The organism is Massilia sp. P2_C2 (assembly GCF_056404615.1).
Genome location: NZ_JBFUDR010000070.1, coordinates 1 through 23059, shown reverse-complemented (window position 1 = coordinate 23059; position 23059 = coordinate 1). Strand labels below are relative to the sequence as shown.

The 23059-nt window shown below is 65.4% G+C and carries 20 protein-coding genes; 5 read left to right on the top strand and 15 right to left on the bottom strand.

The window, feature by feature from the left end:
• Positions 1–640 precede the first annotated feature (640 nt).
• From AC1DYX_RS11015 to AC1DYX_RS10955, 13 genes are all read right to left on the bottom strand, one after another.
• Positions 641–913, bottom strand: a complete 273-nt coding sequence (locus tag AC1DYX_RS11015) for a hypothetical protein (RefSeq protein ID WP_477258852.1) — start codon at positions 911–913, stop codon at positions 641–643.
• Positions 914–1087: 174 nt separating this feature from the next.
• The gene (locus tag AC1DYX_RS11010) at positions 1088–1825 is read right to left on the bottom strand and encodes a sulfite exporter TauE/SafE family protein (protein ID WP_477258851.1); all 738 of its coding nucleotides are present in this window, start codon (positions 1823–1825) and stop codon (positions 1088–1090) included.
• 10 nt (positions 1826–1835) lie between these two features.
• On the bottom strand, positions 1836–2840 hold the full coding sequence (locus AC1DYX_RS11005; protein ID WP_477258850.1) for an Ldh family oxidoreductase: 1005 nt from the start codon (positions 2838–2840) through the stop codon (positions 1836–1838).
• Positions 2822–3787 carry a hydroxyacid dehydrogenase gene (locus AC1DYX_RS11000; protein ID WP_477258849.1) on the bottom strand — a complete coding sequence of 322 codons (966 nt, stop codon included), beginning with the start codon at positions 3785–3787 and terminating at the stop codon, positions 2822–2824. Before AC1DYX_RS11000 ends, AC1DYX_RS11005 begins: the two co-directional genes overlap by 19 nt.
• Positions 3788–3799: 12 nt before the next feature.
• Entirely contained in the window at positions 3800–4675 is an 876-nt protein-coding gene (locus tag AC1DYX_RS10995) for an ABC transporter permease (protein ID WP_477258848.1), read from the bottom strand.
• Positions 4668–5468 (bottom strand): ABC transporter ATP-binding protein, encoded by an 801-nt coding sequence (locus AC1DYX_RS10990; protein ID WP_477258853.1) that lies wholly within the window; start codon positions 5466–5468, stop codon positions 4668–4670. The genes AC1DYX_RS10995 and AC1DYX_RS10990 overlap by 8 nt, the downstream gene beginning before the upstream one ends.
• Before the next feature lie 163 nt (positions 5469–5631).
• The gene (locus tag AC1DYX_RS10985) at positions 5632–6639 is read right to left on the bottom strand and encodes an ABC transporter substrate-binding protein (protein ID WP_477258847.1); all 1008 of its coding nucleotides are present in this window, start codon (positions 6637–6639) and stop codon (positions 5632–5634) included.
• 158 nt (positions 6640–6797) lie between these two features.
• Positions 6798–8552 (bottom strand): L-aspartate oxidase, encoded by a 1755-nt coding sequence (locus AC1DYX_RS10980; protein WP_477258846.1) that lies wholly within the window; start codon positions 8550–8552, stop codon positions 6798–6800.
• Positions 8549–9160, bottom strand: coding sequence for a FumA C-terminus/TtdB family hydratase beta subunit (locus tag AC1DYX_RS10975; RefSeq protein WP_477258845.1), 612 nt, complete (start codon positions 9158–9160; stop codon positions 8549–8551). The genes AC1DYX_RS10980 and AC1DYX_RS10975 overlap by 4 nt, the downstream gene beginning before the upstream one ends.
• 2 nt (positions 9161–9162) lie before the next feature.
• Positions 9163–10038 (bottom strand): fumarate hydratase, encoded by an 876-nt coding sequence (locus tag AC1DYX_RS10970; protein ID WP_477258844.1) that lies wholly within the window; start codon positions 10036–10038, stop codon positions 9163–9165.
• A 12-nt stretch (positions 10039–10050) separates the two neighbouring features.
• Entirely contained in the window at positions 10051–10407 is a 357-nt protein-coding gene (gene sdhC / locus AC1DYX_RS10965; RefSeq protein ID WP_477258843.1) for a succinate dehydrogenase, cytochrome b556 subunit, read from the bottom strand.
• Positions 10404–10745, bottom strand: coding sequence for a succinate dehydrogenase (locus tag AC1DYX_RS10960; RefSeq protein ID WP_477258842.1), 342 nt, complete (start codon positions 10743–10745; stop codon positions 10404–10406). Before AC1DYX_RS10960 ends, sdhC begins: the two co-directional genes overlap by 4 nt.
• Entirely contained in the window at positions 10742–11455 is a 714-nt protein-coding gene (locus AC1DYX_RS10955; RefSeq protein WP_477258841.1) for a succinate dehydrogenase/fumarate reductase iron-sulfur subunit, read from the bottom strand. The genes AC1DYX_RS10960 and AC1DYX_RS10955 overlap by 4 nt, the downstream gene beginning before the upstream one ends.
• A 153-nt stretch (positions 11456–11608) precedes the next feature.
• On the opposite strand from AC1DYX_RS10955, the gene AC1DYX_RS10950 reads away from it, so the two are divergent.
• Entirely contained in the window at positions 11609–12499 is an 891-nt protein-coding gene (locus AC1DYX_RS10950) for a LysR family transcriptional regulator (protein ID WP_477258840.1), read from the top strand.
• 77 nt (positions 12500–12576) lie between these two features.
• Here the strand turns inward: AC1DYX_RS10950 and AC1DYX_RS10945 are convergent, their stop codons facing one another.
• On the bottom strand, positions 12577–13746 hold the full coding sequence (locus tag AC1DYX_RS10945) for a UxaA family hydrolase (protein WP_477258839.1): 1170 nt from the start codon (positions 13744–13746) through the stop codon (positions 12577–12579).
• 52 nt (positions 13747–13798) lie between these two features.
• The gene (locus AC1DYX_RS10940) at positions 13799–14080 is read right to left on the bottom strand and encodes a UxaA family hydrolase (RefSeq protein WP_477258838.1); all 282 of its coding nucleotides are present in this window, start codon (positions 14078–14080) and stop codon (positions 13799–13801) included.
• Between the two features lie 472 nt (positions 14081–14552).
• Between AC1DYX_RS10940 and AC1DYX_RS10935 the strand changes: the two genes are divergently transcribed.
• The 4 genes from AC1DYX_RS10935 to AC1DYX_RS10920 all read left to right on the top strand — a co-directional run bounded on the left by AC1DYX_RS10935 (position 14553) and on the right by AC1DYX_RS10920 (position 23046).
• Positions 14553–16136 carry a GH39 family glycosyl hydrolase gene (locus AC1DYX_RS10935; RefSeq protein ID WP_477258837.1) on the top strand — a complete coding sequence of 528 codons (1584 nt, stop codon included), beginning with the start codon at positions 14553–14555 and terminating at the stop codon, positions 16134–16136.
• A 2-nt stretch (positions 16137–16138) separates the two neighbouring features.
• On the top strand, positions 16139–18187 hold the full coding sequence (locus AC1DYX_RS10930; protein WP_477258836.1) for a beta-galactosidase: 2049 nt from the start codon (positions 16139–16141) through the stop codon (positions 18185–18187).
• 163 nt (positions 18188–18350) lie between these two features.
• Complete coding sequence (locus AC1DYX_RS10925; RefSeq protein ID WP_477258835.1) at positions 18351–21389, top strand: TonB-dependent receptor; 3039 nt, start codon at positions 18351–18353, stop codon at positions 21387–21389.
• Positions 21390–21474: 85 nt separating this feature from the next.
• The gene (locus AC1DYX_RS10920; RefSeq protein ID WP_477258834.1) at positions 21475–23046 is read left to right on the top strand and encodes an alpha-N-arabinofuranosidase; all 1572 of its coding nucleotides are present in this window, start codon (positions 21475–21477) and stop codon (positions 23044–23046) included.
• Positions 23047–23059 lie beyond the last annotated feature (13 nt).

Below are 23059 nucleotides of genomic sequence, written 5' to 3'. Positions count from 1 at the left end.
ACGCATATTCCCAAACCTATGCGCAACAGTATGGCATTTGTTACCAAATGGCGCCGGGGCCAAACCGAGATACTTGTTTCTCAAATGTCGCGGCGGCCGCCTGGTCGGCTTATGGCCAGGCCTATGGCCAGGCATATGGCGCATGCATGGCACAAACGCAGTGTTCAGGTTGACGTTCAGTCCCATGTAATCTTCGATCTCGCGTGAGCCTTGCAGCGGTATTTCGGTGCCGCTGCTGGTATTCGCTGGCGCCAAGCGGGATGAGACCGAAGCCAATATCTCGCGCTACCTGGCAGAACTCGACACCGCCGACCGGCAGGCCGGTCGTTCAGTGTACGACAACGGGCGACCGGTTTCGGACGTTCCGTCAGCGGTCAGGCCCCGGCAGACGCATCCGAGTCCGTGGATGAGGATGGAAAATCCCCATATCCCGCAGTGTCCGACGCTCAGCATCGGGCAACATCAAGCGTTTCATAGCAGCGACTCCTGCAGCAATCCTCGTCCGAGTTTACTCAAAATTGGGGAGGACTACTCGTCATCTCCGACGCCTACGTCCAACGACTAATAATGACCGAAATCAGTCCATCACTGATCGGCAGGAATCGATCCGAAGTTGCGCCTGGCCCATGGGCCGCACTCTTTAGAAGGTCGAACAGTTAAAGAAACCGCGATGTCCGAAGCACGAGGTTGTCGTTGGCGTAGTCCGGTAGCGCTCGATGGCACGCTTGGTGTCCATCGTGAGGATGCACGAGCGCCACTGCTCGGAGTCGCGGGTATTTCCCAGCCTTTCGCACGCCGGACCGTAGACCGCGATCATGTCGTCCACTTCGCGCACCTGCTGCGCGGCCCGCTCCGCTTGCGTTGCGCAACCGCCCAATAGCAGGGCCAGCGCTAATGCCATTGATTTACGCATGTTAAATCTCCTTCCCGACTTCCCGTGCACCGACGATGGCGCGACGGCGAACAGCACTGTTCGCCAGTTAATGCCAATTCAATGGTACAAGGTTCTACGGGAAGTACAACCGCCTCTTCAATAGCCGGCAGGGAACATGAAGCCGTCAAACAAAGGCTGGACATGCCGATCGCATCAGATGTTTTTTAAGACCAGCCCAGTCCCGCTCATGATCAGGATAGCCCAGATCGCCTGCACGACCCGCTGCGCCGGCAATCGCGCATGCAGCTGGTTGCCGACGAACAGCCCCAACATTGCGCAGGGCAGTAAAAGCGCCGCAAGCATCAGCACCGAGTTCTGCCTGAACAGCCCGGCCGACGAGAACAGGGCCAGCCGCGACAGGCCGCTGATGAAGATGAGCGAGCTGATGGTCGCACGCAGGACTGCCTTGTCGTCCAGCCGGCGCGTCAGGTAAATCGTGTAGATCGGCCCGCCGGTGCCGAACATCGCGGTGAACATGCCGCCGACGATGCCCAGCGGCGCCGACCAGCTGGCGCCGATGGGCCTGGGTTCGCGCTTGAGCAGCAGGCTCCACGCCGAATAGGCCAGGATGAAGAGGCCGAGCACCAGCAACAGCAGGTGCTCGGGCGCCTTCACCAGGACGACCACGCCGACCGCCATCCCGGCCAGCATGCACGGCACCAGGCGCATCAGCTCCTTGCGGTCGACCACCTTGCGGTTCTTCAGGCCGACCAGGAGACCCGCGGCGAGATCGAACACGAGCATCAGCGGCACCGCGACCTTCAGGGGGATCAGCTGCACCATCATCGGCATCGCGGTGATCGACGAACCGAACCCGGTCAGGCCGAATACCGTGTAGGCCAGCATGACGATGAGCGCCAGCAGCACGACCGTTTCTGTTCCGAATGCCATGGTGGGAGGCTTACGAACGGGCCAGTTCTTCCAGCTGGTTCAGCAGCGCGTCCGGCACGTCGATACCGTCGGCCTTGGCCTTCTGCGCCAGCGCATCGCGGCGCTGGCCCGGCAGCCGGACGTCCGGGTCGATCAGCATGGCCGCGACGAGGGTCTCGATACGTTCGTGGAACACCTCGTTGCCCGCGAGCGCGGCCGGATCGATCACCATGAAGGCCTGTCCGATGCGCGGACGGTTGCCTTCCTCGACGAAGAACGAATCCGCTTCGAAACCGAAGGCGGCACCGCCCAGGGCGCAGCACAGCAGCTCGACCACCAGGGCGAGCATCGCCCCCTTGACCCCGCCCGCCGGCATCATCATCCCTTCCAGGCCGGCCTGCGGATCGGTGGTGGGGTTGCCGTCCCTGTCCAGCGCCCAGCCCAGCGGGATCTGCTCTCCCTTTTTGGCGGCCACCATCAACTTGCCGCGCGCCACCTCGGACAGCGACAGGTCGATCACCAACGGCGGGGCGCTGCGCCGCGGGAACACGGCCGCGATCGGATTGGTACCGAACAGGGCGCGCTTGCCGCCCCAGGCCGGCATGCCGGCGGGCGAATTGCCGAACGCGAGGCCGACCATGCCGGCCTGCGCCACGGGCCCGAGATGATAAGCCGCCGCCCCGAAGTGGTGGCTGTGCGTGACCGTGGCAAACGCGGCGCCGCAGTCGCGCGCCGAGCGGATCGCCTCGCGCACGGCCACCGCACAGGCCGGGAACGCCAGGCCTTCCTGGGCGTCGACCAGCAGGGCCGCCGGCTTGCGCTGCCTGACTTTCGGGATGGCGTCGCCGTTGACGCGGCCCCGCTTCAGGTGCCCGATATACTGCGGGGCGCGCGACAGGCCGTGGGAAGCGAGTCCTTGTGCCTCCGCTGCGACCAGCGCGGTCGCGGTCGCCTGGGCCATATTGGCGTTCGCGCCGGCGCGCTGCAGCGCATCGGCCGCGAGCCGGGTCAGGTCGGCTATGCTACGTGTTGCCATGGCTGCTCCTCGGTGGTGGTGGGGCCGAGCAGCCGCTGTGCGACCCGTTCGGCGATCATGGCGCTCACGCGCTCGTTCGATTCCCGCGTGACGCCGCCGATGTGTGGCGTCAGGACCAGGTTGGGCACGTCCGCCAGGTTCGAGCCGGCCGGCACCGGTTCGTGTTCGAACACGTCGAGCGCCGCACCGGCGAGCCGGCCTGCGCGCAGCGCCCGGGCCAGTGCGGCTTCGTCGACGATGCCGCCGCGCGCCGTGTTGACCAGCACCGCGCCCTGTTTCATCAGCCCGATGCGGCGTTCATCCATCAGGTTGCGGGTCGAGTCCGTCAGCGGCACGTGCAGCGAGACCACGTCGGCAGCGCGCAGCAGGTCGTCGAGCGTGCTGCATGTCGTGCCCGTTGCGCGCCACACGTCCGCGCCGGCGTCCAGCATCGGGTCGTAGGCGAGCACGCGCATGCCGAGCGCCTGCGCCAGTTGCGCCGTCAGCCTGCCGATGCCGCCGAAGCCGACCAGTCCGAGCGTCTTGCCCGCGGTCTCCCGGCCTTCGGACAGCTGCGGCCGCGGCCACTGTCCGGCCGCGACGGCGGCGCTGGACAGGTAGGCGCCGCGCAGCAGCATCATGCCGGTGGCGATCACGTATTCGGCCACGGCCAGCGCGTTGGCGCCGGTGGCCGGGATCACCGCGATGCCGCGCCCTTCGCACGCCGCCACGTCGATGTTGTCGAGCCCGACGCCGAGGCGTCCGACCACCCGCAGCTGCGGGGCGGCGGCAAGCAGTGCGGCATTCACCTGCGTGCGGTTGCGCACGACCAGCGCGTCGGCGCCTGCGAGCGCGCGTGCCAGGTCCTGCGGATGGTCGACCAGCCTGGCGTCATATGTGACGTCGAACCGTTGCCTGAGGTTGTCCACGGACGTCTCGTCCATGAATTCGCAGATCGTGATGTGCATGATGTTCTCCGGTCAGGCCTGCATGCCCCACTTGCGCACGGTATGGGTCTCGGCCGTGTTGAACACGAGGTTCTCGACGATCAGGCCGATCAGGATCACGGTCAGCAGCCCCGCGAACACGTTGGGAATCTCGAGCTGGTTCTTGTTCTCGTAGATGAACCAGCCAAGGCCGCCCGATCCGGAGCTCACGCCGAACACGAGCTCGGACGCGATCAGCGTGCGCCACGCGAATGCCCAACCGATCTTCAGCCCGGTGAGGATGCTGGGAAACGCGGCCGGGATCAGGATCTTGAGGACGTACTGGGCGCCGCCCAGGCCGTAGTTGCGGCCGACCATGCGCAGCGTGTTCGAGACGCCGAGGAAGCCCGAATGGGTATTCAGCGCGACCGCCCACACCACCGAGTGCACGAGCACGAAGACCAGGCTGCCGTTGCCGAGGCCGAACCAGATGAGGGCGATCGGCAGCAGCGCGATCGCCGGCAGCGGGTTGAACATCGAGGTCAGCGTTTCGAGGAAGTCGGTGCCGATGCGCGACGCGATGCCGATCGCGGTCAGCGTGGCCGCGAGCGCGATGCCCACGCCATACCCCATCAGCAGCACTTTGAGCGAGGCCCAGATCTTGACCAGCAGGTCGCCGCTGGTCAGGCCCCTGAACAGCGCATCGACGGTGGCGACGAAGGTCGGGAACAGCAGCTCGTTGTGCAGCAGGCGCGCGCCGCCTTCCCACGCCACCATCAGCACCACCAGGATCAGCGTCTTGCGCAGCCAGCCGATGTTGTACAGCCTTTCGAAGGTGGAGAGCGGCTTCTCGACCACGCCGAAATTGGCGGAATCGAGCGGTTCGCGATGGATGGCCGGGCGCGATTGCAGGATGGCGTCCTTAGACATGATGCATCTCCTTCTCTTCGATGGTGTCGGCAAAAAGCATCTTGTGGATCTCGTGCTCGAGGTCCTTGGCGGCTTTGGGGTCGACGCAGTCGCGCGGGGTGCTGGCCAGTTCCGCCTTGACCTGGCCGGGGTGGGGCGAGAGCAGCAGGATCCGGCTGCCGCACTTGATCGCCTCCGCGATCGAGTGCGTGACGAACAGCACGGTGAAATGCGTGTCGTCCCAGAGTTGCAGCAGCTCGTCCTGCATCTTGCGGCGGGTGAGGGCGTCGAGCGCGGCGAACGGCTCGTCCATCAGCAGCACGTCCGGTTCCATCGCCATGCCGCGGGCGATGGCCACGCGCTGCTTCATGCCGCCCGAGAGCATGTGCGGATAGTGGTTGGCGAACTTGGCCAGGTTGACCTTTTCGATGTACTGCATGGCCTTGTCTTCGGCCGCCCTGCCGCACTGTTTGCCGGTCGAGCACAGGGGGAACATCACGTTCTCCTTGACGGTCTTCCACGGCAGCAGCTGGTCGAACTCCTGGAACACCATCATCCGGTCCGGTCCCGGCCTGGTGATGAGCCTGTCCTTGAGGCGGATCTCGCCTTCGGTGGGCGTCATGTAGCCGCCCACCGCTTTCAGCAGGGTCGACTTGCCGCAGCCCGACGGCCCCAGCAGCACGTAACGGTCCGATTTGAAGACCTGGAAATTGACGCGGTAGGTTGCCGTCACCAGATGGGCCTTCGTCTTGTATTGCAGCGTCACGTCACGCACGTCCAACAGTGGACGGAGATCGGCTTGCTGGGTATTCATATCCATGACTTCTCTTCCTTTGCCTGGCTGTGATCTATGAGTACGAATCTATCCCAGTAGGGTGGGCACCCCTGTGCCCACCATGCGTTACCGCGACGCATACGTTTGGTGGGCACGGGGTGCCCACCCTACCGAGATAGGTTCCAAGTACCTGGATGCAGCGTCAGCTGCCCGGAACCTGGTGCACATTGGGGAAGAACATGTCCTTCCAGGAAGCCGGCTTGGCCTTGATGGAGCCGATCTTGTTCATGAAATCCGCGTACTTCATGACGTTCTGCGGTGTGGTGGTGTACGTCACGCCCGGATCGTTGAGCATCTTGACGATGTCCTCGACCGTGTCCTTGTCCTTCGAGATGCGCAGGTAGGCCTCGGCTGCCCACTTCTTGTCCTTGTTGATCAGCGCGATCGCCTCGTCGAGAGCCTTGGTGAACGCGGCATAGGCTTTTGGATTCTCGTTGCGGAACTTGCTGGTGGTCCAGACGAGGTTGAAGGTGGCCGGGCCGCCGAGCACCTGGTAGGAGTCGAGCACCTTGTGGATGCCGGGCTCTTCCAGTTGCTGGTACTGGAAGGGCGGCGAGCTGAAGTGCGCATCGACCTCGCTCGTACCCGACAGCAGCGCCGCTTGCGCGTCCGGGTGGCTCATCGACACGGTGAAACGGTCGAGCTTGTTCTGCTGGCCCGCGCCGAACGCCTGCTCGGCCGCCATCTGCAAGGTCACGGCCTGGATCGAGACCTTCACGGCCGGCAAGGCAATCTTGTCCTTGTCGGTGAAGTCCTTGATGGTCTTGACGTTCGGGTTGCGGGTGTTCAGGTACAACGGCATGGAATTCAGGGCCGCGACCGCCTTGACGTCGTAATTGCCGCGCGTCTTGGCCCATAACGTGACCATCGGTGCCACGCCGCCGGCTGCGAAGTGCAGGCTGTCCGACAGCAGGGCGTCGTTCATGACGTTGCCGCCGGCGAACTTGGCCCACGTGACCTTCAGGTCGGCGAGACCGGCTGCCTTCGCGTGTTTCTCGACGAGCTTCTGGTCCTCCATGATCATCAGGGGCAGGTAGCTGATGCCGTACTGCTCGGCAATCTTCAGCTCCTTCGGTTCCGCGCTCGCGGAAAACGTCGCGGACAGCAGGGTGGCGCCAACGGCATACGACAGGATGGACTTGAGTTGCATTGGATGTCTCCTCCAATAAAGGGCTGATGGGGCTGGCGCTGTGCGCCTGTCTGTAGTGGCTACCCCGTGAATCAGGGTCATGACGATTCCATGGTAGTCCAGTCTGGATCAAAATTCAACTATATGACCTAAATGATTTATGTGTATGGTCGATGTTTTCAGGGGGCAACCGCCGGTTCGTCCTGCAGGATGGTTTCACCGGGGCGCACGCGTTCAAAACGGACGGGCTCGCGCACGAGGCCAAGCGTGCCGTCGCGCATGCGGGTCACGGTGAAGCTGGACGTGGCCAGGTTGCCCGGCGACGGAAAGTCTTCGCGGTAGTGGGCACCGCGCGAATCCTCGCGCAGCAATGCGGCGGACGCGATCACCCGGCTCACCGCGATCAGGCTGCGCAGGTTCATCCAGTCGTGCCAGCTCAGGTTGTACGCGCGGTCGCCGGCGGGGATGCCGGTGCGCAGCAGTTGCGCTTCCAGGTCCGCCAGCCGCCGCTGGGCGCGCTGCAGTCCTTCGGCCGTGCGCAGGATGCCGACGTCCAGCCACATGCATTCGTACAGCGCCTCGCGGATGGCGTGCAGGTCGCCCGGGTCTCGCGAGACCGGTTCGTGCGCGAACGGCAACTCGTGGTCGGCGATGCTGCGCGCAATGGCGGCCTCGTCCGGCTCGCGCAAGCCCGGGTTGCGGGTGGCCCAGGCCGCCATCGTCGCGCCCGCGATGCCGCCGAAGACGGTCGAATTGGCCACCCCGTTGCCGCCCAGCCGGTTGGCACCGTGCACGCCGCCGGTGTCTTCGCCGGCTGCGAACAGGCCGTCCAGCTCGGTCGTGCAGTCCGGCTTGAACACCACGCCGCCCATCATGTAGTGGGCGGTCGGCACTACCTCGACGCGCCCGGCCGCCAGGTCGAAGCCACAGTCGCCGCAGCGCTCGACCATGCCCTTGAACTGCTTGCGGACCTTGTCCGGCCCGAGATGCGACATCTGGATATAGACACCGCCGTTCGGGCTGGTGCGGCCGGCCCGCATCTCGGCGTAGATACCGCGCGAGACGATGTCGCGGGTCGCGCGCTCGCCGCGCGGATCGTAGTTGGACATGAACCGTTCGCCGTCGCCGTTCAGCAGGTAGCCGCCGGCGCCGCGCAAGCCTTCTTCGAGCACCGTGCCGGTCATCCGGGTGTGGGTGCCGGCCAGCAGGCCGGTCGGGTGGAACTGCACCATCTCCATGTCGCGCAGCGGCAGCCCGGCGCGCAGCGCCATCGCCAGCCCGTCGCAGCTCTTGTCGCCCGAGGGCGTATGGAACTTGTACATGGTCGGGCCGCCGCCGGTGGCCAGCAGTACGGCCGCGGCCTGCACGAACACGAATTCGCCGGTGCGCATGTCGATCATCAGCACGCCGGCCAGCGCCTTGCCGTCGGCGGTCCGGATCAGTTCGACCGCGCGGTATTCTTCCAGCCGCTGGATGCCGCGCGCCCACACCTGTTCGGACAGGCGGTTGATGATCTCGATGCCGGTCAGGTCGCCCTTGTGCACCGTGCGGTCGAAGGTCTGGCCGGCGAACGCCTTCTGGTGCACGGTGCCGTCCGGATTGCGGTCGAAGAAGCAGCCCAGTTCGTTCTCCAGTTCGTGGATGCGTTCGACGGCCCTGGTGACCAGCGTCCAGGCCAGTTCCTGGTTGGCCAGCCACTTGCTGCCCTCGATCGTGTCCATGAAATGGCGCTCGACGGAATCGCCTTCGGCCAGCGCGACGTTGTAGCCGCCCTGGACCATCCGGGTGCAGCCGCATTTGCCGAGCAATCCCTTGACGGCGACCGTGATCGACAGCCCCGGATTGCCCTGGTGCGCGTGCAGCGCGGCGAACAGGCCGGCGCCGCCGGAACCGAGGATCAGGATGTCGGTCTGGATACGTTTGATCGGTTTCATTGGTGGACTCCCAGGCTGGCCAGCACGTCGGCGCGGCGCCGTTCCACGTCGGCCTTGATATCGGTGTAGAGGCTGTTGCCGTGGCTGTCCATCGCCACCAGCAACGGGCCGAACTGACGGATCCTGAACTTCCACAGCGATTCCGGATTCAGGTCGTCCAGGTCGACGTCTTCGATCTGCTCGATCCAGGTGGTCTCGAGCGCCGCGGTCCCGCCAACGATCGCCAGGTAGGCGCCGCCCAGTTCGCGGAATGCGTCGAGCGAGCCCTGGCGCATGCCGCCCTTGCCGACGATGAAGCGCACGCCGTGTTGCGTCATCAGGGGGCGGGTGAAGCGCTCCATCCGGTCGGAGGTCGTGGTGCCGATGCAGACCGGCGCGTAGCCGGCCGGATACTGCGCGCTCTTTTCGACCTTGCGCACGTTGGGCGCGGTATGGATCACGGCGTGGCCGCGCAGGTCGAAACGGGTGGCGCGGCCGCGGTCGAGCATGTGGATCTGGGTCGCGTCGCGGATGCCGAACAGGGTCTGCTGCAGGGTGACGGTGTCGTTCACGCGCAGCTGGCGGACCTGCTCTTCGGTCACGGGCATGGTGAGTTCGTAGTGGGCCATGATCAGAATCCGTAGGTGATGCCGTCCGGCGTGACGGTCGCGCTGGCGCGGCGTGCCGAGTGGCATTGCATGTTGACGGCGATGGGGTTCATCGTGATGTGGGTTGCCGCCAGTTCGACGTGCACGGCGAACGCGGTCGAGTCGCCGCCGAGGCCTTGCGGGCCCACGCCGAGCCGGTTGACCGCGGCGGACAGTTCTTTCTCCAGCGCGGCGCCTTCCGGATCGGCGCAATGGCTGCCCAGCGGCCGCGTCGCCGCGCGCTTGGCGAGCGCCACGCACAGGTCCGAGGTGCCGCCCAGGCCGACGCCGACGATCGTGGGCGGGCAGGTCTTGCCGCCCGCATTGATCACGCAATCGATCACGAATTCCTTGATCGCAGCGATGCCTTCGGCCGGGATCGCCATCTTGAGGAAGGAGTTGTTCTCCGATCCGCTGCCCTTGGGGATCATCTGGATCGTGAGCTTGTCCGGCTCCGGCGTGAAATCGATGTGGATGACCGGCACCTCGGCCCCGCATGACGTGTGCTCGTTGCGGCGGGTGAGGGGATGCACGACCGACGAGCGCAGCGGGTGTTCGCGGGTGGCGCGTTCGCAGCCCTTGCGGATCGCCTGCTTCAGGTCATGGCCGTCGACCTCGACGCCACGTCCGATCTCGATGTTATAGATCGGCACGCCGGTATCCTGGCACAGCAGGTTCTCATTCTCCTCGGCCACCTGGATGTTCCGGACCATGGTGGCGAGGATGCCCTGGGCACGCGGCGCGGTTTCCGTCTCYGTCAGGCGGGCAAAGCCTCCCTTGATATCGGGCGGCAACACCTTGAGCGCCCGGATGTACAGCTGTTTTGCGGCTTCTTCCACTGCCGGCAGGTCGATCTTCATACTCGTGCTCCTTTAAAATTTCAGTGCCAGGGCAAACGCCAGGCCCATCATTGCTGCGAAGCCGGCGGTGACGGCGATCAGGTTCTTGCGCAGGCCGCTCCACGTGCCGAATTCGATCAGCAGCAGGCGCACGCCGCCGGCCATGTGCGCGGCCAGGAAGATCACCAGGCCCCATTCGCCGAACTTGAACAGCGGCGCGTCGGTGACGTGGATGAAGCCGTTCAGCGATGCCGCGCCCTCGACGGCGTGGCCCAGGGCCCAGAAGTGCACCGGCAGGAACAGCGCCAGCGCGAGCCCGGAAAAACGGTGCACCAGGAAGGCCCAGTACGCCGGATGGTTGCGGGCGCGGAAGTCGTTCTTTCGTTTCATGACAGCACCACTCCATAGACGGCGCGCATGCCGAGCACGAGCACCAGCACGGCAAACAGGGCGGCGACCACGTTGGCGCCGCGTTCCCCGATGACGGTTTCGCGCAGGATGCGGGCCAGCCCGAGCGGGGCGTGCACGGCGCTGGCCAGCACGAAAGAAGCGTAGAACAGGCCGAAGGGCACGCTGCCGTGGGTGCGGCCCAGGATTTCGGTGCCGGTCAGGCCGCCGCGTACGGCGTAGATGATGATCGCCAGGTGTGCGAGGACGAAGAAAGCCAGCGCCATCGCGCTGATCCGTCCCCAGTACCACAACCTGGCTTGTGCGATGGTGTCGCTCATGCCGTTCTCCTCAGCGCCTTGATGGCGATGTGCTTGAGGCCGGAAATCGACGCGGTCGGTTCCAGGTGCTTGGGGCAGCGCTCGGTGCAGCTGCCCTGGGTATGGCAGGCGTGGCAGCCGGCGTCGCCGGACACCGCCAGCAGGCGCTCGACGTTGGCGACGTCGCGCACGTCGTTCACCAGGGTCCAGGCACGGTTGAGCGCGGCCGGGCCGAGGTAGTCGGGGCGCCAGCTGACCACGTCGCACGACGCGTAGCAGACGCCGCAGCCGATGCATTCGATGCCGGCGTCCGCCGCCAGGCGCATGGTCGACTGCGGCTCGACCATCGCGAACTCGTCGTGGCGGGTGTGCGCGCCCTTGAAGCTACCCTTGGCGCGCGCCCACTTGTCGAAGAACTCGGTCATGTCGGTGACCAGGTCCTTGATGACGGGGAGGTTGGACAGGGGCGCCAGTTCGAGCTTGCCGTCGCGGGCCACCTTGGCCACGTGCGTGCGGCAGGTCCAGCGCGCCTTGCCGTTGACGGTCATGGCGCAGGAGCCGCACATGCCGACGCGGCAGGCGTAGCGGTATGCCAGGCCGGGGTCGATGTGGCGCTGGATATGGGTCACCACGTCCAGCACGGTCTGGCTTTCGAGGCGGGGCACGTCGTAGGTGACGAAATCGCCTTCTTCCTTGCCGCGCCAGACTTTCACTTGCAGATGGGTTGTCATGTCGATCCTGCTGTTCGGTAATGGGGCCTGCGCTTCGGCCATGAATGCATTGTCGGCCACATTTTTGGTAAATAAAAGCTAATCTTTATTTGTGCGAGATAAAGGAATACTTTATGATCGAGGGCATTCGCGCAGTACTGTCCGGAGGGTTTGATGCCATCGATACGCACGTTCAAGACGTTTCTTGCTGTGGCCAGGTACGGCACCTTTGCGGCGGCCGGCAAGGAGGTCGGGCTGACCCCGGCGGCGGTGGGTTTGCAGATCCGGGCGCTGGAAGAAGAACTCAACCAGGAGCTGTTCGACCGCGGTCCGCGCTCGGTGGTGCTGAATACGGCGGGCCGCAAGGCCGTGCCGCAGATCGAGGGGCTGCTGGCGCAATATGAGGAGCTGGTCAATGCGGACGAGAGCGAATTGTCGGGCCGCGTGCTGATGGGCGCGCTGGTCTCCACGTTGATGGGCTCGTTCGCGGATGCGCTGTGGACGCTCAAGCGCGAGCACCCGAAGCTGCGCGTGCAGTTGTTCGTGGGACTGTCGGCCGATTTTGCCTACCAGGTGGAGCATGGCGAGCTGGATGCCGCGATCGTCACGAAGCCGCCGCGCACGCTCGCCTCGATGCTGCAATGGACGCTTCTGTACAACGAGCCGATGGTGCTGATCGTGCCGCGGCAGCCCCATTTCGAGCTGCCGGAAGCGCCGCTCGATGCCTTGCGGCAGGCACCGTTCATCCGGTTCGACCGGGATACCTGGACGGGATTGCTGGTCAAGGAGGTGCTGAGCCAGGTCGGCGTGACGACGCGCGACGAGCTCGAACTCAACTCGGTGGAGGCGATGATCGAAATCGTGCGGCAGGGCTTCGGCATCTCGATCGTGCCGCAGCTGGCCAATGTGCAGTGGGATAAGGACCAGTGCCTGCGCGTGATCCGGTTGCCGGGCGTCACCACGCAGCGCTGCGTCGGACTGCTGGAACGCACCCGGCACAGCCGCATGGCCTTTACCGGGGCGCTGAAGGAATATTTCGCGGACGGGCGGCACCTCGTCCGCTGACGGGCCGGCGACGCTTGGAACAGTAGGGTGGGCACCCCGTGCCCACCCAACCAGTTCATGCGTGCAGGGATAAGTTCTTATGCCGACTCGTAGAGGCGGGTCAGCACGAACTCGCGGTGGCCCAGCGCTTCGGCGGCGGTCAGGCGGCCGTTGGCGGTGCGCAGCATGCATTCGAGCAGCTTGTCGCCGGCGCCGTCCATGTTGATCTCGCGCTGCAGCAGGCCCGAGGTATCGACGTCGATGTGCTCGGCCATCGTGCGCACCGTCTTCGGGTTCGCGCAAATCTTGATGACGGGAAGGATCGGGTTGCCGATCACATTGCCCTGGCCGGTCGGGAAGAAGTGGACCACATAGCCCGACGCCGCGCACAGCGTGACCATCTCGGCCGCGGCGGACGACGAGTCCATGAACCACAGGCCCGCGTGGTCCGGCGTCTCCGCCTTGTCCAGCACGCCGTCGACCTTGCACTTCTTGCCGATCTTCTGGATATTGCCCAGCGCCTTTTCTTCGATCGTCGTCAGGCCGCCGGCGATATTGCCCTTGGTCGGCTGCGAATCCGACAGGTCGCTCGTCTTGTGGCGGTTGATCATGTCCTGGTAGCGGTTGAAGAAGGTCATGAAGCGGTCCCTCACCTCGGGCGTGGCGCAGCGTTCGGCCACCAGGTGCTCGCCGCCGGTCAGCTCGGACGTCTCGCCGAACACCAGCGTGGCGCCCGTGCCGTACAGCTTGTCGAAGGCATTGCCCACGGTCGGGTTGGCGCCGCAGCCGGACGTCGTGTCCGACTCGCCGCACTTGGTCGACACCCACAGGTCGCCGATGGGGCACACCTCGCGCTGCTGCTCGGAGGCCCACTGGACCATCTCGCGCGCCGCTTTCGAGGCGCGGAAGATGGTGTCGTGGTCGCCGTGGTGTTCGATCGCGAAACCCTGCACCGGCTTGCCGGTCTGGGCGATGCCGTCGACGATGAGCTGGGTCCACTGCGGTTCGATGCCGATCACGACCACGGCCGCGACGTTCGGGTTCGAGCCGGTGCCGATCAGGGTGCGGAAGTGCAGTTCGAGGTCGGCGCCGAACTGCAGGCGGCCATACGGGTGCGGCAGCGCCATCGTGCCCTTGATGTTGTTCGCCACGGCCTCGGCGGCGGCGTTCGAGATGTCGTCCACCGGCAGGATGATGACGTGGTTGCGCACGCCGACGCGGCCGTTTTCGCGGCGATAGCCGAGGAAGGTGGTGTCCTGGTTGATCATTGCTTTCTCCGATTGCGAATTCGATTGCTTGCTCTGTTGGATAGGACGCGGCTTACCAGCGCTTGGTCTTGACGTTGTGGACGTGCAGGTGCTCGCCGGCCTTGATCGGCGCGACCACCTTGCCGATGTCGACGCCGTACTTCATCACGGTGGCGCCGGGTTCGAGATCGCGCAGCGCGATCTTGTGGCCGATCGGGATGTCGCTCACGGTGCGCATCTCGACCACGCGGTCCTGTTCCATCACCCAGCCATTCAGGGCGGCGCCGGCCTGCACGCCTTCCACCACCACCGTCCCCACCGAGTCGCCATCCTCATGCACCACGAAATGAATCATTTCTATCTCCTTGTCCGGGCAGTTCTTCGTGAACCGTGAAATCATCGTACTGCACAAAATTTGGGGTGTCAACTAAATCATCTAGATGACTCGTATGAATGTTTGGGCGCGTACGCAGGCTAATGTCCAACGGCAAGTTCGCGCGGGGTCGGCAACGTTTCCGGACTAATTGTTCTCCTACCCCATCTGAGTGATTTCATCATGGCGGCCCGCACGACCCGTTCGTAGAATGGTGTCGTTGCGCATCGRTGTTGCGATGCGGAGAATGCGCCGTCGTGCCCCTCACGCGGCTTTGTTGTTGCTGTAACTCTTATCTCCTCCCGCGTTCATGTGGGTTCCGGGGCGGCTGCGGCCGCCCCTTTTTTACGCCCGCCATTCCCGGTTTTCGTGGCTCTGCTGAGGGATTTCATCATTGCCGGCCACGATGGCGTGACGCCACAATGCGCGGGCCACCCGCACCACAAGGACAACCATGAGACAACTGCAGACCACCTGCCTGGCGGCGCTCTGCCTGTGCCTGGCCGCGACACAGGCCGCCCGGGCCGCCGCGCCGGCGCCGCGCGCGATCGACGTCGACACGGCGCAGGCCGCGAAGCCAATCGACCGTTTCTTCGACCTCTCCGTCGGTTCCGACTATCCCGGCACGCTGATCCGCGACGACAGCATGGCCCAGCTGAAGACGACCGTCGACGAACTCGGCTTCCGCTACATCCGCTTCCACGCGATCTTCCACGACGTGCTGAAGACCGTGCGGGTCGAGGACGGCAAGACGGTGTATGACTGGACGAAGATCGACGAACTGTACGACAAGCTGTTCGCGCGCCGCATCAAGCCGTTCGTCGAGCTGGGCTTCACGCCGAAGGCGATGGCGACGTCGAACAACCAGATCTTCTACTGGGCGGGCAACACGTCGCATCCGGATCCGGCCAAATGGAAGGACCTGGTCGCCGCATTCATCCGCCACATCGAGCAGCGCTACGGCGCGGATGAAGTGCGCAGCTGGTTCTTCGAGGTGTGGAACGAACCGAACCTCTCCGGCTTCTGGGAAGGCGCCGACCAGAAGGCGTATTTCGAGCTGTACGACCTGACCGCGAACACCATCAAGGCCATCGACCCGGTGTTGCGCGTGGGCGGGCCGTCGACCGCGGGCGCGGCCTGGGTGCCGGAATTCCTCGCCCACGTGGCGAACAGTGGCGCCGCCGTCGATTTCGTCACCACGCACACGTATGGCGTGGACGGCGGTTTCCTCGACGAGAAAGGCGAGGGCGATACGAAGCTGGCGCCGTCGCCCGACGCCATCATCGGCGACGTGCGCCGCGTGCGTGACCAGATCGCTGCGTCGAAGCATCCCGCCCTGCCGCTGTACTTCACCGAGTGGAGCACGAGCTACACGCCGCGCGACCTCGTGCACGATTCCTACATCAGCGCACCGTACATCCTCAGCAAGCTGAAAGGCACGCAAGGCCTCGTGCAGGGCATGAGCTACTGGACCTACACGGACCTGTTCGAGGAGCCGGGTCCGCCGACGAAACCGTTCGAGGGCGGCTTCGGCCTGCTGAACCCGCAGGGCATCCGCAAGAGCGCGTACTTCGCCTACAAATACCTGCATGCGCTGCAGGGCAACGAAGTTCCTCTGAAGGACGCGCAGGCCATCGCGGCGGCCGATGGCGCGGGCGTGACCGCGCTCGTGTGGGACTTCCAGCAGCCCGAGCAAAAGGTCAGCAACCGCCCGTTCTACAGCCGCGTGGTGCCCGCCACCGCGGCGGCGCCGGCCGCGCTGCGGATCCGCCACCTGAAGCCCGGCCGGTACAGCCTGCGCGTACACCGCGCCGGCTACCGCGCCAACGATGCGTACACCGCGTATATCGACATGGGCGCGCCGCAGACGCTGACGCCGGAGCAGATGGGGCAGTTGCAGGCGCTCACGCGCGACCTGCCGGAAACGGAGCGCACGGTCACCGTGGGCCGTAACGGCGCGTTCGACTTTACGGTGCCGATGCGCGCCAACGACGTCGTGCTGGTGACGCTGGCGCGCGCGCAGGGAGGCGGTAAATGAGCATGACATTGAAACGATTCTGCGCCGCGTGCGCGCTGGCGCTGGCGGCCGCGGGCGCGGTCCATGCGGAGGAGGCACGGCCCAACTGGCCCGGCGCCGGCCAGCTGTTCGTCGGTACCTGCTACCAGCCCGTCGACCGCAGCCGCGCGCAGATCCAGCACGACGTGGCGCTGATGAAGCAGGCCGGCTTCAAGGTCGTGCGCATGGGCGATCTGTCGTGGGATTATTTCGAGCCGTCCGAAGGGAACTTCCAGTTCGCGCAGTTCGACTGGGTCATGGACCAGATGCGCGACGCCGGCATCAAGGTCATCGTCGACATCCCCGGACAGCCGGCGCCGCTGTGGCTGCACCACCGTTATCCCGGCGTCGACGTCGTCACGCAGCAGGGCACGCGCCTCGCGCCCGCCGAGCGCTACATGGACAACATCGCCGCCCCCGATTACCAGCGCCTGCTGGAGCGGCTCGCCGACAACCTCACGAAGCGCTACGCCAACCATCCGGCGGTGCTGGCGTTCGGCTACAACAACGAGGCCGGCAACGGCTACATCTCGTATTCGGAAGCGGACCGCAAGCGCTTCATCGCCTGGCTCCAGAAGAAGTACGGCACGCTGGAAGCGCTGAACAAGGCCTGGGCGACGCAGCGCTGGTCGCGTCGCGTCGGCGACTGGGACGAGGTGCAGCTGCCGTATGCCGAGGGCCCCGGTCCGTACGAGCGCCAGCTGGACCTGCGCCGCTACTGGTCCGAGGTGACGATCGCCACGCTGGAAAAGCTCGACGCGGCGCGCCGCCGCAACGCACCGGACAAGCCCGCGATCTCGAACCTGTGGGACAGCGCGTCGCGCAAGGGCTTCGACTACCTGGCCACGTACCGCGGCTACGCCAACTACGGCGCGATGGGCTTTTATCCGTACAGCCCGATCGGCTCCGGCTTCGAGGCGTTGATGATGAAGGCCGGCATGACGACGCCGATCTGGTTCAACGAATTCACCGCGGGCGGGCCGGGCTACTATGGCACCAAAGGGCGCTCGCGCATGTGGGCGCACTTCGGCCTGCTGCTGGGCGCGCAGTCGGTGATGGCGTGGACGTTCAACAGCCACCTGGGCGGCGAGGAGCAGGGGCTGTTCGGCCTGCTCGACCATGATGACCGCCCGTCGTGGAAGCTGGGCGAGTTCGCGACCATCGGCAGGGAATTCGACAAGCTGCAGAAGCTGGGCTTCCCCCGCATGACGCAGCCGAAGGTGGCCATCGCCTACTCGTTCGACAATATGCAGGCCACCAACCCGGTCGGGCCGGAGCAGACCAACACGGTGAGCAAGTACCTCAGCACGCCGTACCTGGTGCAGGCCCACAACGCGTTCGAGCCGCTGTTCAAGGACAACATCGACGTCGCGGTGATCAACATCGGGCACGAGGACCTCGGTCGCTACAGCCTCGTGATCGTGCCGGGCATGTATTTGCTGGACAAGGCGGCGCGCGACGCCCTGCGCAAATTCGTCACGGACGGCGGCACGGCCATCATGACGGCATGGTCCGACAAGGTCGACGAGCACAACCAGTGGTTCGGCACCCCGCTGCCGGGCGGCCTGACCGACGTGTTCGGCGTGCGCACCAACGAGTTCTACAACAACTACACGCTGCGCGCGAAGATCGGCGACGAGGACATCCAGGGTTCGATCGGCCATTACGAGGTGGTGGAGCCGTCGACGGCGCAGACGCTGGCGCGTTTCAGCAACGTCGACGGCACGCCGCCCGCGATCACCGTGAACCGGTTCGGCAAGGGCCGCGCGATCTACGTCGCCACGCCCGCGCAGCCGCAGTTCATGCGTCCGTTGTATCGCCAGCTGTACGCCAGCCTGGGGCTGGTGCCGGGGCCGAAGACACCGGACGGCGTGTACGCGCGCACGGTGGAAGGCCGCACGCTCTACGTCAATACGACCGGCGACGTCAAGGAGGTCGCCATCGATGGCGCAATGCAGGGCGTGTTGTCCGGCAAGCGCTGGACCGGCACGCTGCGACTGGAACCACTGGGGGTGGACCTGCTGGCGAAATAACGCGCGGGGTATTCCATTTTTTCGTGGATTAACTGAGGGATTTCACAATTGCTGTGTGTCACTCCGGAAATCAGAATGCAACGGACCGACCGGGCAGCGGGCGCGACGCGCAACGCGGCAGGTTCGGTCACGACATCATCCTGACGAACCGGAGACTGACAAAGTGAGAAAAATCAGAAAAACCGCGATCGCCATCGGCGCCGCACAGTTTGCCCTGATGGCGAGCGGCGTCGCGCTGGCGCAGACCGAACCGACGCAAGTGGTCGTGTACGGCCAGCGCGCCGCACTCGAATCGGCGCAGAGCATCAAGAAGAACGCGGACGAGATCGTCGATTCGATCGTCGCCGACGACATCGGCAAGCTGCCCGATAAATCGGTGACGGAAGTGCTGCAGCGCGTGGTCGGCGTCAGCATCGACCGTACGCTGAACCGCGTCGATCCGCAGCAGGGCGTGGGCGACAGCATCAACCATTTTGCGGCCGAAGGCACCGGCGTGTCCATCCGCGGCCTGGGCGCGGGCCAGGTCCGCTCGGAGTTCAACGGTCGTGACGCGTTTTCCGCCAATGGCGGCCGCTCGCTGAGCTTCGAGGACGTGCCGCCCGAGTTGATGGCGGGCGTGGACGTGTACAAGAACCCGTCCGCCGAACAGATCGAAGGCGGCATCGCCGGCCTGGTGAACCTGCGCACCGCGCTGCCGTTCGATTCCAAGGGCCGCAAGGTCGCGCTGTCGACCGAGGTCTCCCGTTCGTCGCTGCGCCAGAAGACCGCGCCGCCGTCCGTATCCGCCCTGTACTCCGACCGCTGGAACACGCAATTCGGCCAGGTCGGCATCCTGATCGACGTGTCGCGTTCGCGCCTCGCGAACCAGAGCGACAGCCTGTCGGTCAGCCCGTATATCTCGCGCGACGACCTCGTCCCCGGCCAGCGCGTCTGGGTCACGCCGTCCGCGACCTGGGGGCAGAATACCTTCGACCGTACCCGCGGCGGCCTGTATGGCGCGCTGCAGTGGAAGAAGGGCGACTTCAGCTCGTACGTGACCTTCCTGCGCTCGCACTACAAGCAGCACTCGGACGAGAACTCCTACTTCGGCGGGACGAACCCGRCCACGCTGCAACTGGACCCCGGCGCCACGTACGACGACCATGGCGCGCTGCTGACCGGCACGCTGCACGATACGACCAACAGCGGCCCGGGCTTCGGCACGGGACTGGGTTTCGGCACGGACTCGCGCTCGAGCGGCCGCAATTCCGCCACGCGCGACGTGTCGTGGTCGGGTTCGTGGCGCGCCAGCGACGCGTGGACCTTCAAGGCCGACCTGCAGCACACGCAGGCCACGACCGACGGCTACGACAACACGATCGGCCTGGGCGGCTGGGTGCCTGGCCAGGCCATCGACCTGCGCGGCGACATACCGTCGGTTTCCTTCGAGGCGGCGTCGAAGGCTTACCTGGCCGATCCGTCGCACTATTACTGGGGCTTTACCCAGCAGCACCACGACGTGGCGGATGCGCAGATGAACGCGGCGCGTCTCGACGCCAAGTACACGTTCGACCATCCTTACCTCAACGACCTGCGCTTCGGCGTGCGCTTCACGGACCGCTCGGCGGTGACCCAGTCCACCCACGATTCGGAATGGATCCCGATCTCGCAAGGGTGGATGGTGGGTAACCAGTCGTGGCAGCCGCTGACGAGTTTCGCGGGCCTGGGCGATCCGCGCTTCTCCAGCGGTGCAGGGCTGCACCAGTTCAACAACTTCTTCGGCGGCACGGTGCAGATGCCGGCACCGGTGGTCGTGCCGAACATGGCGCTGGCCAATTCGGTCGACGCCATCGCGAACCTGCAGACGTACTACACGACGTTGTGCAACGAATCCAATGCCACCAAAGGCGTCAACAACGACTGCATCCACAAACCGCCGAAGTTCGGCGATTCGATCGGCCTGAACGACCAGCACGAGCGCACCCAGGCCGCGTATGCCCAGCTGCGCTTCGCATTCGACAAGCTGGCCTATCCGATCGACGGCACCGTCGGCGTGCGCGTCGTACGGACGAATCCGCAGTCGACCGGCTACACGCTGTTCACCCCGCCCAAGAAGCCGTTGCAACCGGGCGTGCCGGACATTCCGGCGCAGTCGGAAAAGCAGACCTTCGAGAGCACCTACACCCGCGTGCTGCCGAGCCTGAACCTGCGCCTGAAGGCCAGCGACGAGCTGCAGTTCCGCGTCGGCCTGTCGAAGGGCATGTCGCGTCCGGACTTCTACCTGCTGCAGGCGTACACGGAGCTGGGCATGGACATCAAGACGCACACGCCGCCGGGTGACAACCAGTCGCCGGTGCTCGACTCGATCAATTACACGGGCAAGCTGCGCGGCAATACGTCGCTGCGTCCGGTCATGGCGACCAACCTCGACCTGACGGCGGAGTACTATTTCGGCCGCGCCAGCTCGGCGACGTTCGGTGTGTTCAACAAGAGGCTCAAGGACATCATCGTCGCCCAGACGACGGTGTACCCGCTGTACGACGTCACCGGCCAGCGCCACGACTTCATGGTCACCGGCCCCGTCAACGGCCAGGACGCCCGCGTCAGCGGCATCGAGGCGGGTTTCCAGACCTACTTCGACAAGCTGCCCGGCGTGCTCTCCGGCCTGGGCGTGTCGGCCAACTACACGTACATCGACAGCAGCACGACGTATCACGATCCGGTCACCGGCCAGTGGTGCACGCCGAAGGGCACGCTGGGCGCGAGCACGGTCCGCAACCTGCAGGGCTGCGACACGGACGGCAGGGTGTTCGGCGACATGCCGCTGATCGGCCTTTCGCGCAACGCGTATAACCTGAACCTGCTGTACGAAAAGGGCCCGCTGTCGATGCGCCTGGCCTACAGCTGGCGCGGCAAGTACCTGCAGTCGACCAACTCGTGGGGCACGGCCGGCAACGATGGCATCGACCGCAACCCGGACAGCCCGAACGTCGGCAAGTCATACAGCGTCGACTACGGCCTGCCGACCTGGGGTGGTGCGTATGGCCAGCTCGACTTCGGCTTCCAGTACAAGATCACGGACAACCTCCGTGTGGGCGGCCAGATGACCAACCTGACCAACCAGGTGTACAAGCAGTACATGCAGCAACAGGTCGGCATGAAACTGCATAACGCGTTCTACACGGGCCGCACGTTCGCCGCACAGCTCAACTACTCCTTCTGATCTACTCGTTCCGATCGACCAGCTCCATGAAAGCGGGTACCGTTTCGCGGTACCCGCTTTTTTCGCTGGAGCGTCCATAACATCCATGAATCCCATGAAAAGCATCCAGTATCGCGCGCTCGCGCTGGGCATCCTCGCAGCCTGCGCCTCTGCATCCGCCTTCGCCGCCGCGCAGGTCGGCGCCTCGATCGTCGCCGCCAGGCCTGGCCCCGTCATCAGCAAATACGTCTACGGCCAGTTCGCCGAACACCTCGGCACCGGCATCTACGGCGGCCTGTGGGTCGGTCCCGACTCGAAGATTCCCAACACGCGCGGCTGGCGCAACGACGTCGTGGGCGCGCTGAAGGCGTTGCACGTGCCCCTGGTGCGCTGGCCCGGCGGCTGCTTCGCCGACCAGTACCACTGGCGCGACGGCATCGGCCCGCGCGCGCAGCGCCCCGTGCGCATCAACGCCAACTGGGGCGGCGTCGACGAGAACAATGCCGTCGGCACGCATGAATTCTTCGACCTCGTCGAGCAGCTCGGCGCCGACGCCTACGTCAACGGCAACCTCGGCACCGGCACCGTGCAGGAAATGGCGGAATGGGTCGAGTACATGACGTCGCACGGCCAGTCCAGCCTGGCGCGCCTGCGCGCCCGCAACGGCCACCCGGCGCCGTACAGGATCGCGTTTTTCGGCATCGGCAACGAGGCGTGGGGCTGCGGGGGCAATATGCGTCCGGAGCAGTATGCGGACGTCTACCGCCACTATGCGACGTTCCTGCATCCGGCCGGCGACACGCAATTCATCGCCGCCGGCGGCCACGACGACGATACCGGCTGGACGGATTACCTGAGCCAGCACATCTACGGATGGGGCGTGCGTGCCCACGGCATCTCGTTCCACTACTACACGTCGCCCGGCGCGGACAAGAACGGCAAATTCGGCGCGACCGGCTTCGACGAAAGCCGCTGGATCACCACGTTGAGCCAGACGCAGCGCATGGAAGGCTTCATCGCCGCCAACGTCGCGAAGCTGGACGCGCACGATCCGCAGAAGAAGCTGATGTTCGCCGTCGACGAATGGGGCACGTGGTACGACGCCGAGGAGGGCAGCCGCTCGGGCTTCCTGCAGCAGCAGAACACGCTGCGCGACGGCCTCGTGGCCGCCCTGAACTTCAACATCTTCCACGCCCACGCGGACCGCGTGCGCATGGCCGCCATCGCGCAGATGGTGAACGTGCTGCAGGCGATGATCCGCACGGACGGCCCGAAGATGGTGCTGACGCCGACCTACCACGTGTTCCGCATGTACGTGCCGTTCCAGGACGCCGCGTCGGTGCCTGTCAGGTTGTCGAACAACCCCATGTACGCGCATGAAGACGTCGCCATCCCGGCCGTCAGCGCGTCGGCCGCGCGCGGCAAGGACGGCAGACTGTATCTCGCGCTCGTCAACACGAATCCGCGCGAGCAGGCCGACGTCACGGTCGACGTGGGCGGCGCCGGCGCGCGCGGGGCGACGGGCTCCGTGTTGACGGCGGCCGCGATGGATGCGCACAACACGTTCGCCGCGCCCGCCGCCGTCGCGCCGACGCCGTTCGAGGCGAAGGCCAGCGACGGCAAGCTGGTGCTGCACCTGCCGGCGAAGTCCGTCGTGGTCGTCGCCGTACAGGAGTAAGCCGGCCGTAGGG

Excerpts from the sequence above, each read along its gene's own strand:
- AC1DYX_RS10990 (WP_477258853.1), bottom strand. The coding sequence starts at position 5,468 with ATGAATACCCAGCAAGCCGATCTCCGTCCACTGTTGGACGTGCGTGAC.
- AC1DYX_RS11000 (WP_477258849.1), bottom strand. The coding sequence starts at position 3,787 with ATGCACATCACGATCTGCGAATTCATGGACGAGACGTCCGTGGACAAC.
- AC1DYX_RS10945 (WP_477258839.1), bottom strand. The coding sequence starts at position 13,746 with ATGATCAACCAGGACACCACCTTCCTCGGCTATCGCCGCGAAAACGGC.
- AC1DYX_RS10960 (WP_477258842.1), bottom strand. The coding sequence starts at position 10,745 with ATGAGCGACACCATCGCACAAGCCAGGTTGTGGTACTGGGGACGGATC.
- AC1DYX_RS10955 (WP_477258841.1), bottom strand. The coding sequence starts at position 11,455 with ATGACAACCCATCTGCAAGTGAAAGTCTGGCGCGGCAAGGAAGAAGGC.
- AC1DYX_RS10995 (WP_477258848.1), bottom strand. The coding sequence starts at position 4,675 with ATGTCTAAGGACGCCATCCTGCAATCGCGCCCGGCCATCCATCGCGAA.
- AC1DYX_RS10930 (WP_477258836.1), top strand. The coding sequence starts at position 16,139 with ATGACATTGAAACGATTCTGCGCCGCGTGCGCGCTGGCGCTGGCGGCC.
- AC1DYX_RS10980 (WP_477258846.1), bottom strand. The coding sequence starts at position 8,552 with ATGAAACCGATCAAACGTATCCAGACCGACATCCTGATCCTCGGTTCC.
- AC1DYX_RS11005 (WP_477258850.1), bottom strand. The coding sequence starts at position 2,840 with ATGGCAACACGTAGCATAGCCGACCTGACCCGGCTCGCGGCCGATGCG.
- AC1DYX_RS10920 (WP_477258834.1), top strand. The coding sequence starts at position 21,475 with ATGAATCCCATGAAAAGCATCCAGTATCGCGCGCTCGCGCTGGGCATC.
- AC1DYX_RS11015 (WP_477258852.1), bottom strand. The coding sequence starts at position 913 with ATGCGTAAATCAATGGCATTAGCGCTGGCCCTGCTATTGGGCGGTTGC.
- AC1DYX_RS11010 (WP_477258851.1), bottom strand. The coding sequence starts at position 1,825 with ATGGCATTCGGAACAGAAACGGTCGTGCTGCTGGCGCTCATCGTCATG.
- AC1DYX_RS10940 (WP_477258838.1), bottom strand. The coding sequence starts at position 14,080 with ATGATTCATTTCGTGGTGCATGAGGATGGCGACTCGGTGGGGACGGTG.
- sdhC (WP_477258843.1), bottom strand. The coding sequence starts at position 10,407 with ATGAAACGAAAGAACGACTTCCGCGCCCGCAACCATCCGGCGTACTGG.
- AC1DYX_RS10985 (WP_477258847.1), bottom strand. The coding sequence starts at position 6,639 with ATGCAACTCAAGTCCATCCTGTCGTATGCCGTTGGCGCCACCCTGCTG.
- AC1DYX_RS10975 (WP_477258845.1), bottom strand. The coding sequence starts at position 9,160 with ATGGCCCACTACGAACTCACCATGCCCGTGACCGAAGAGCAGGTCCGC.
- AC1DYX_RS10950 (WP_477258840.1), top strand. The coding sequence starts at position 11,609 with ATGCCATCGATACGCACGTTCAAGACGTTTCTTGCTGTGGCCAGGTAC.
- AC1DYX_RS10935 (WP_477258837.1), top strand. The coding sequence starts at position 14,553 with ATGAGACAACTGCAGACCACCTGCCTGGCGGCGCTCTGCCTGTGCCTG.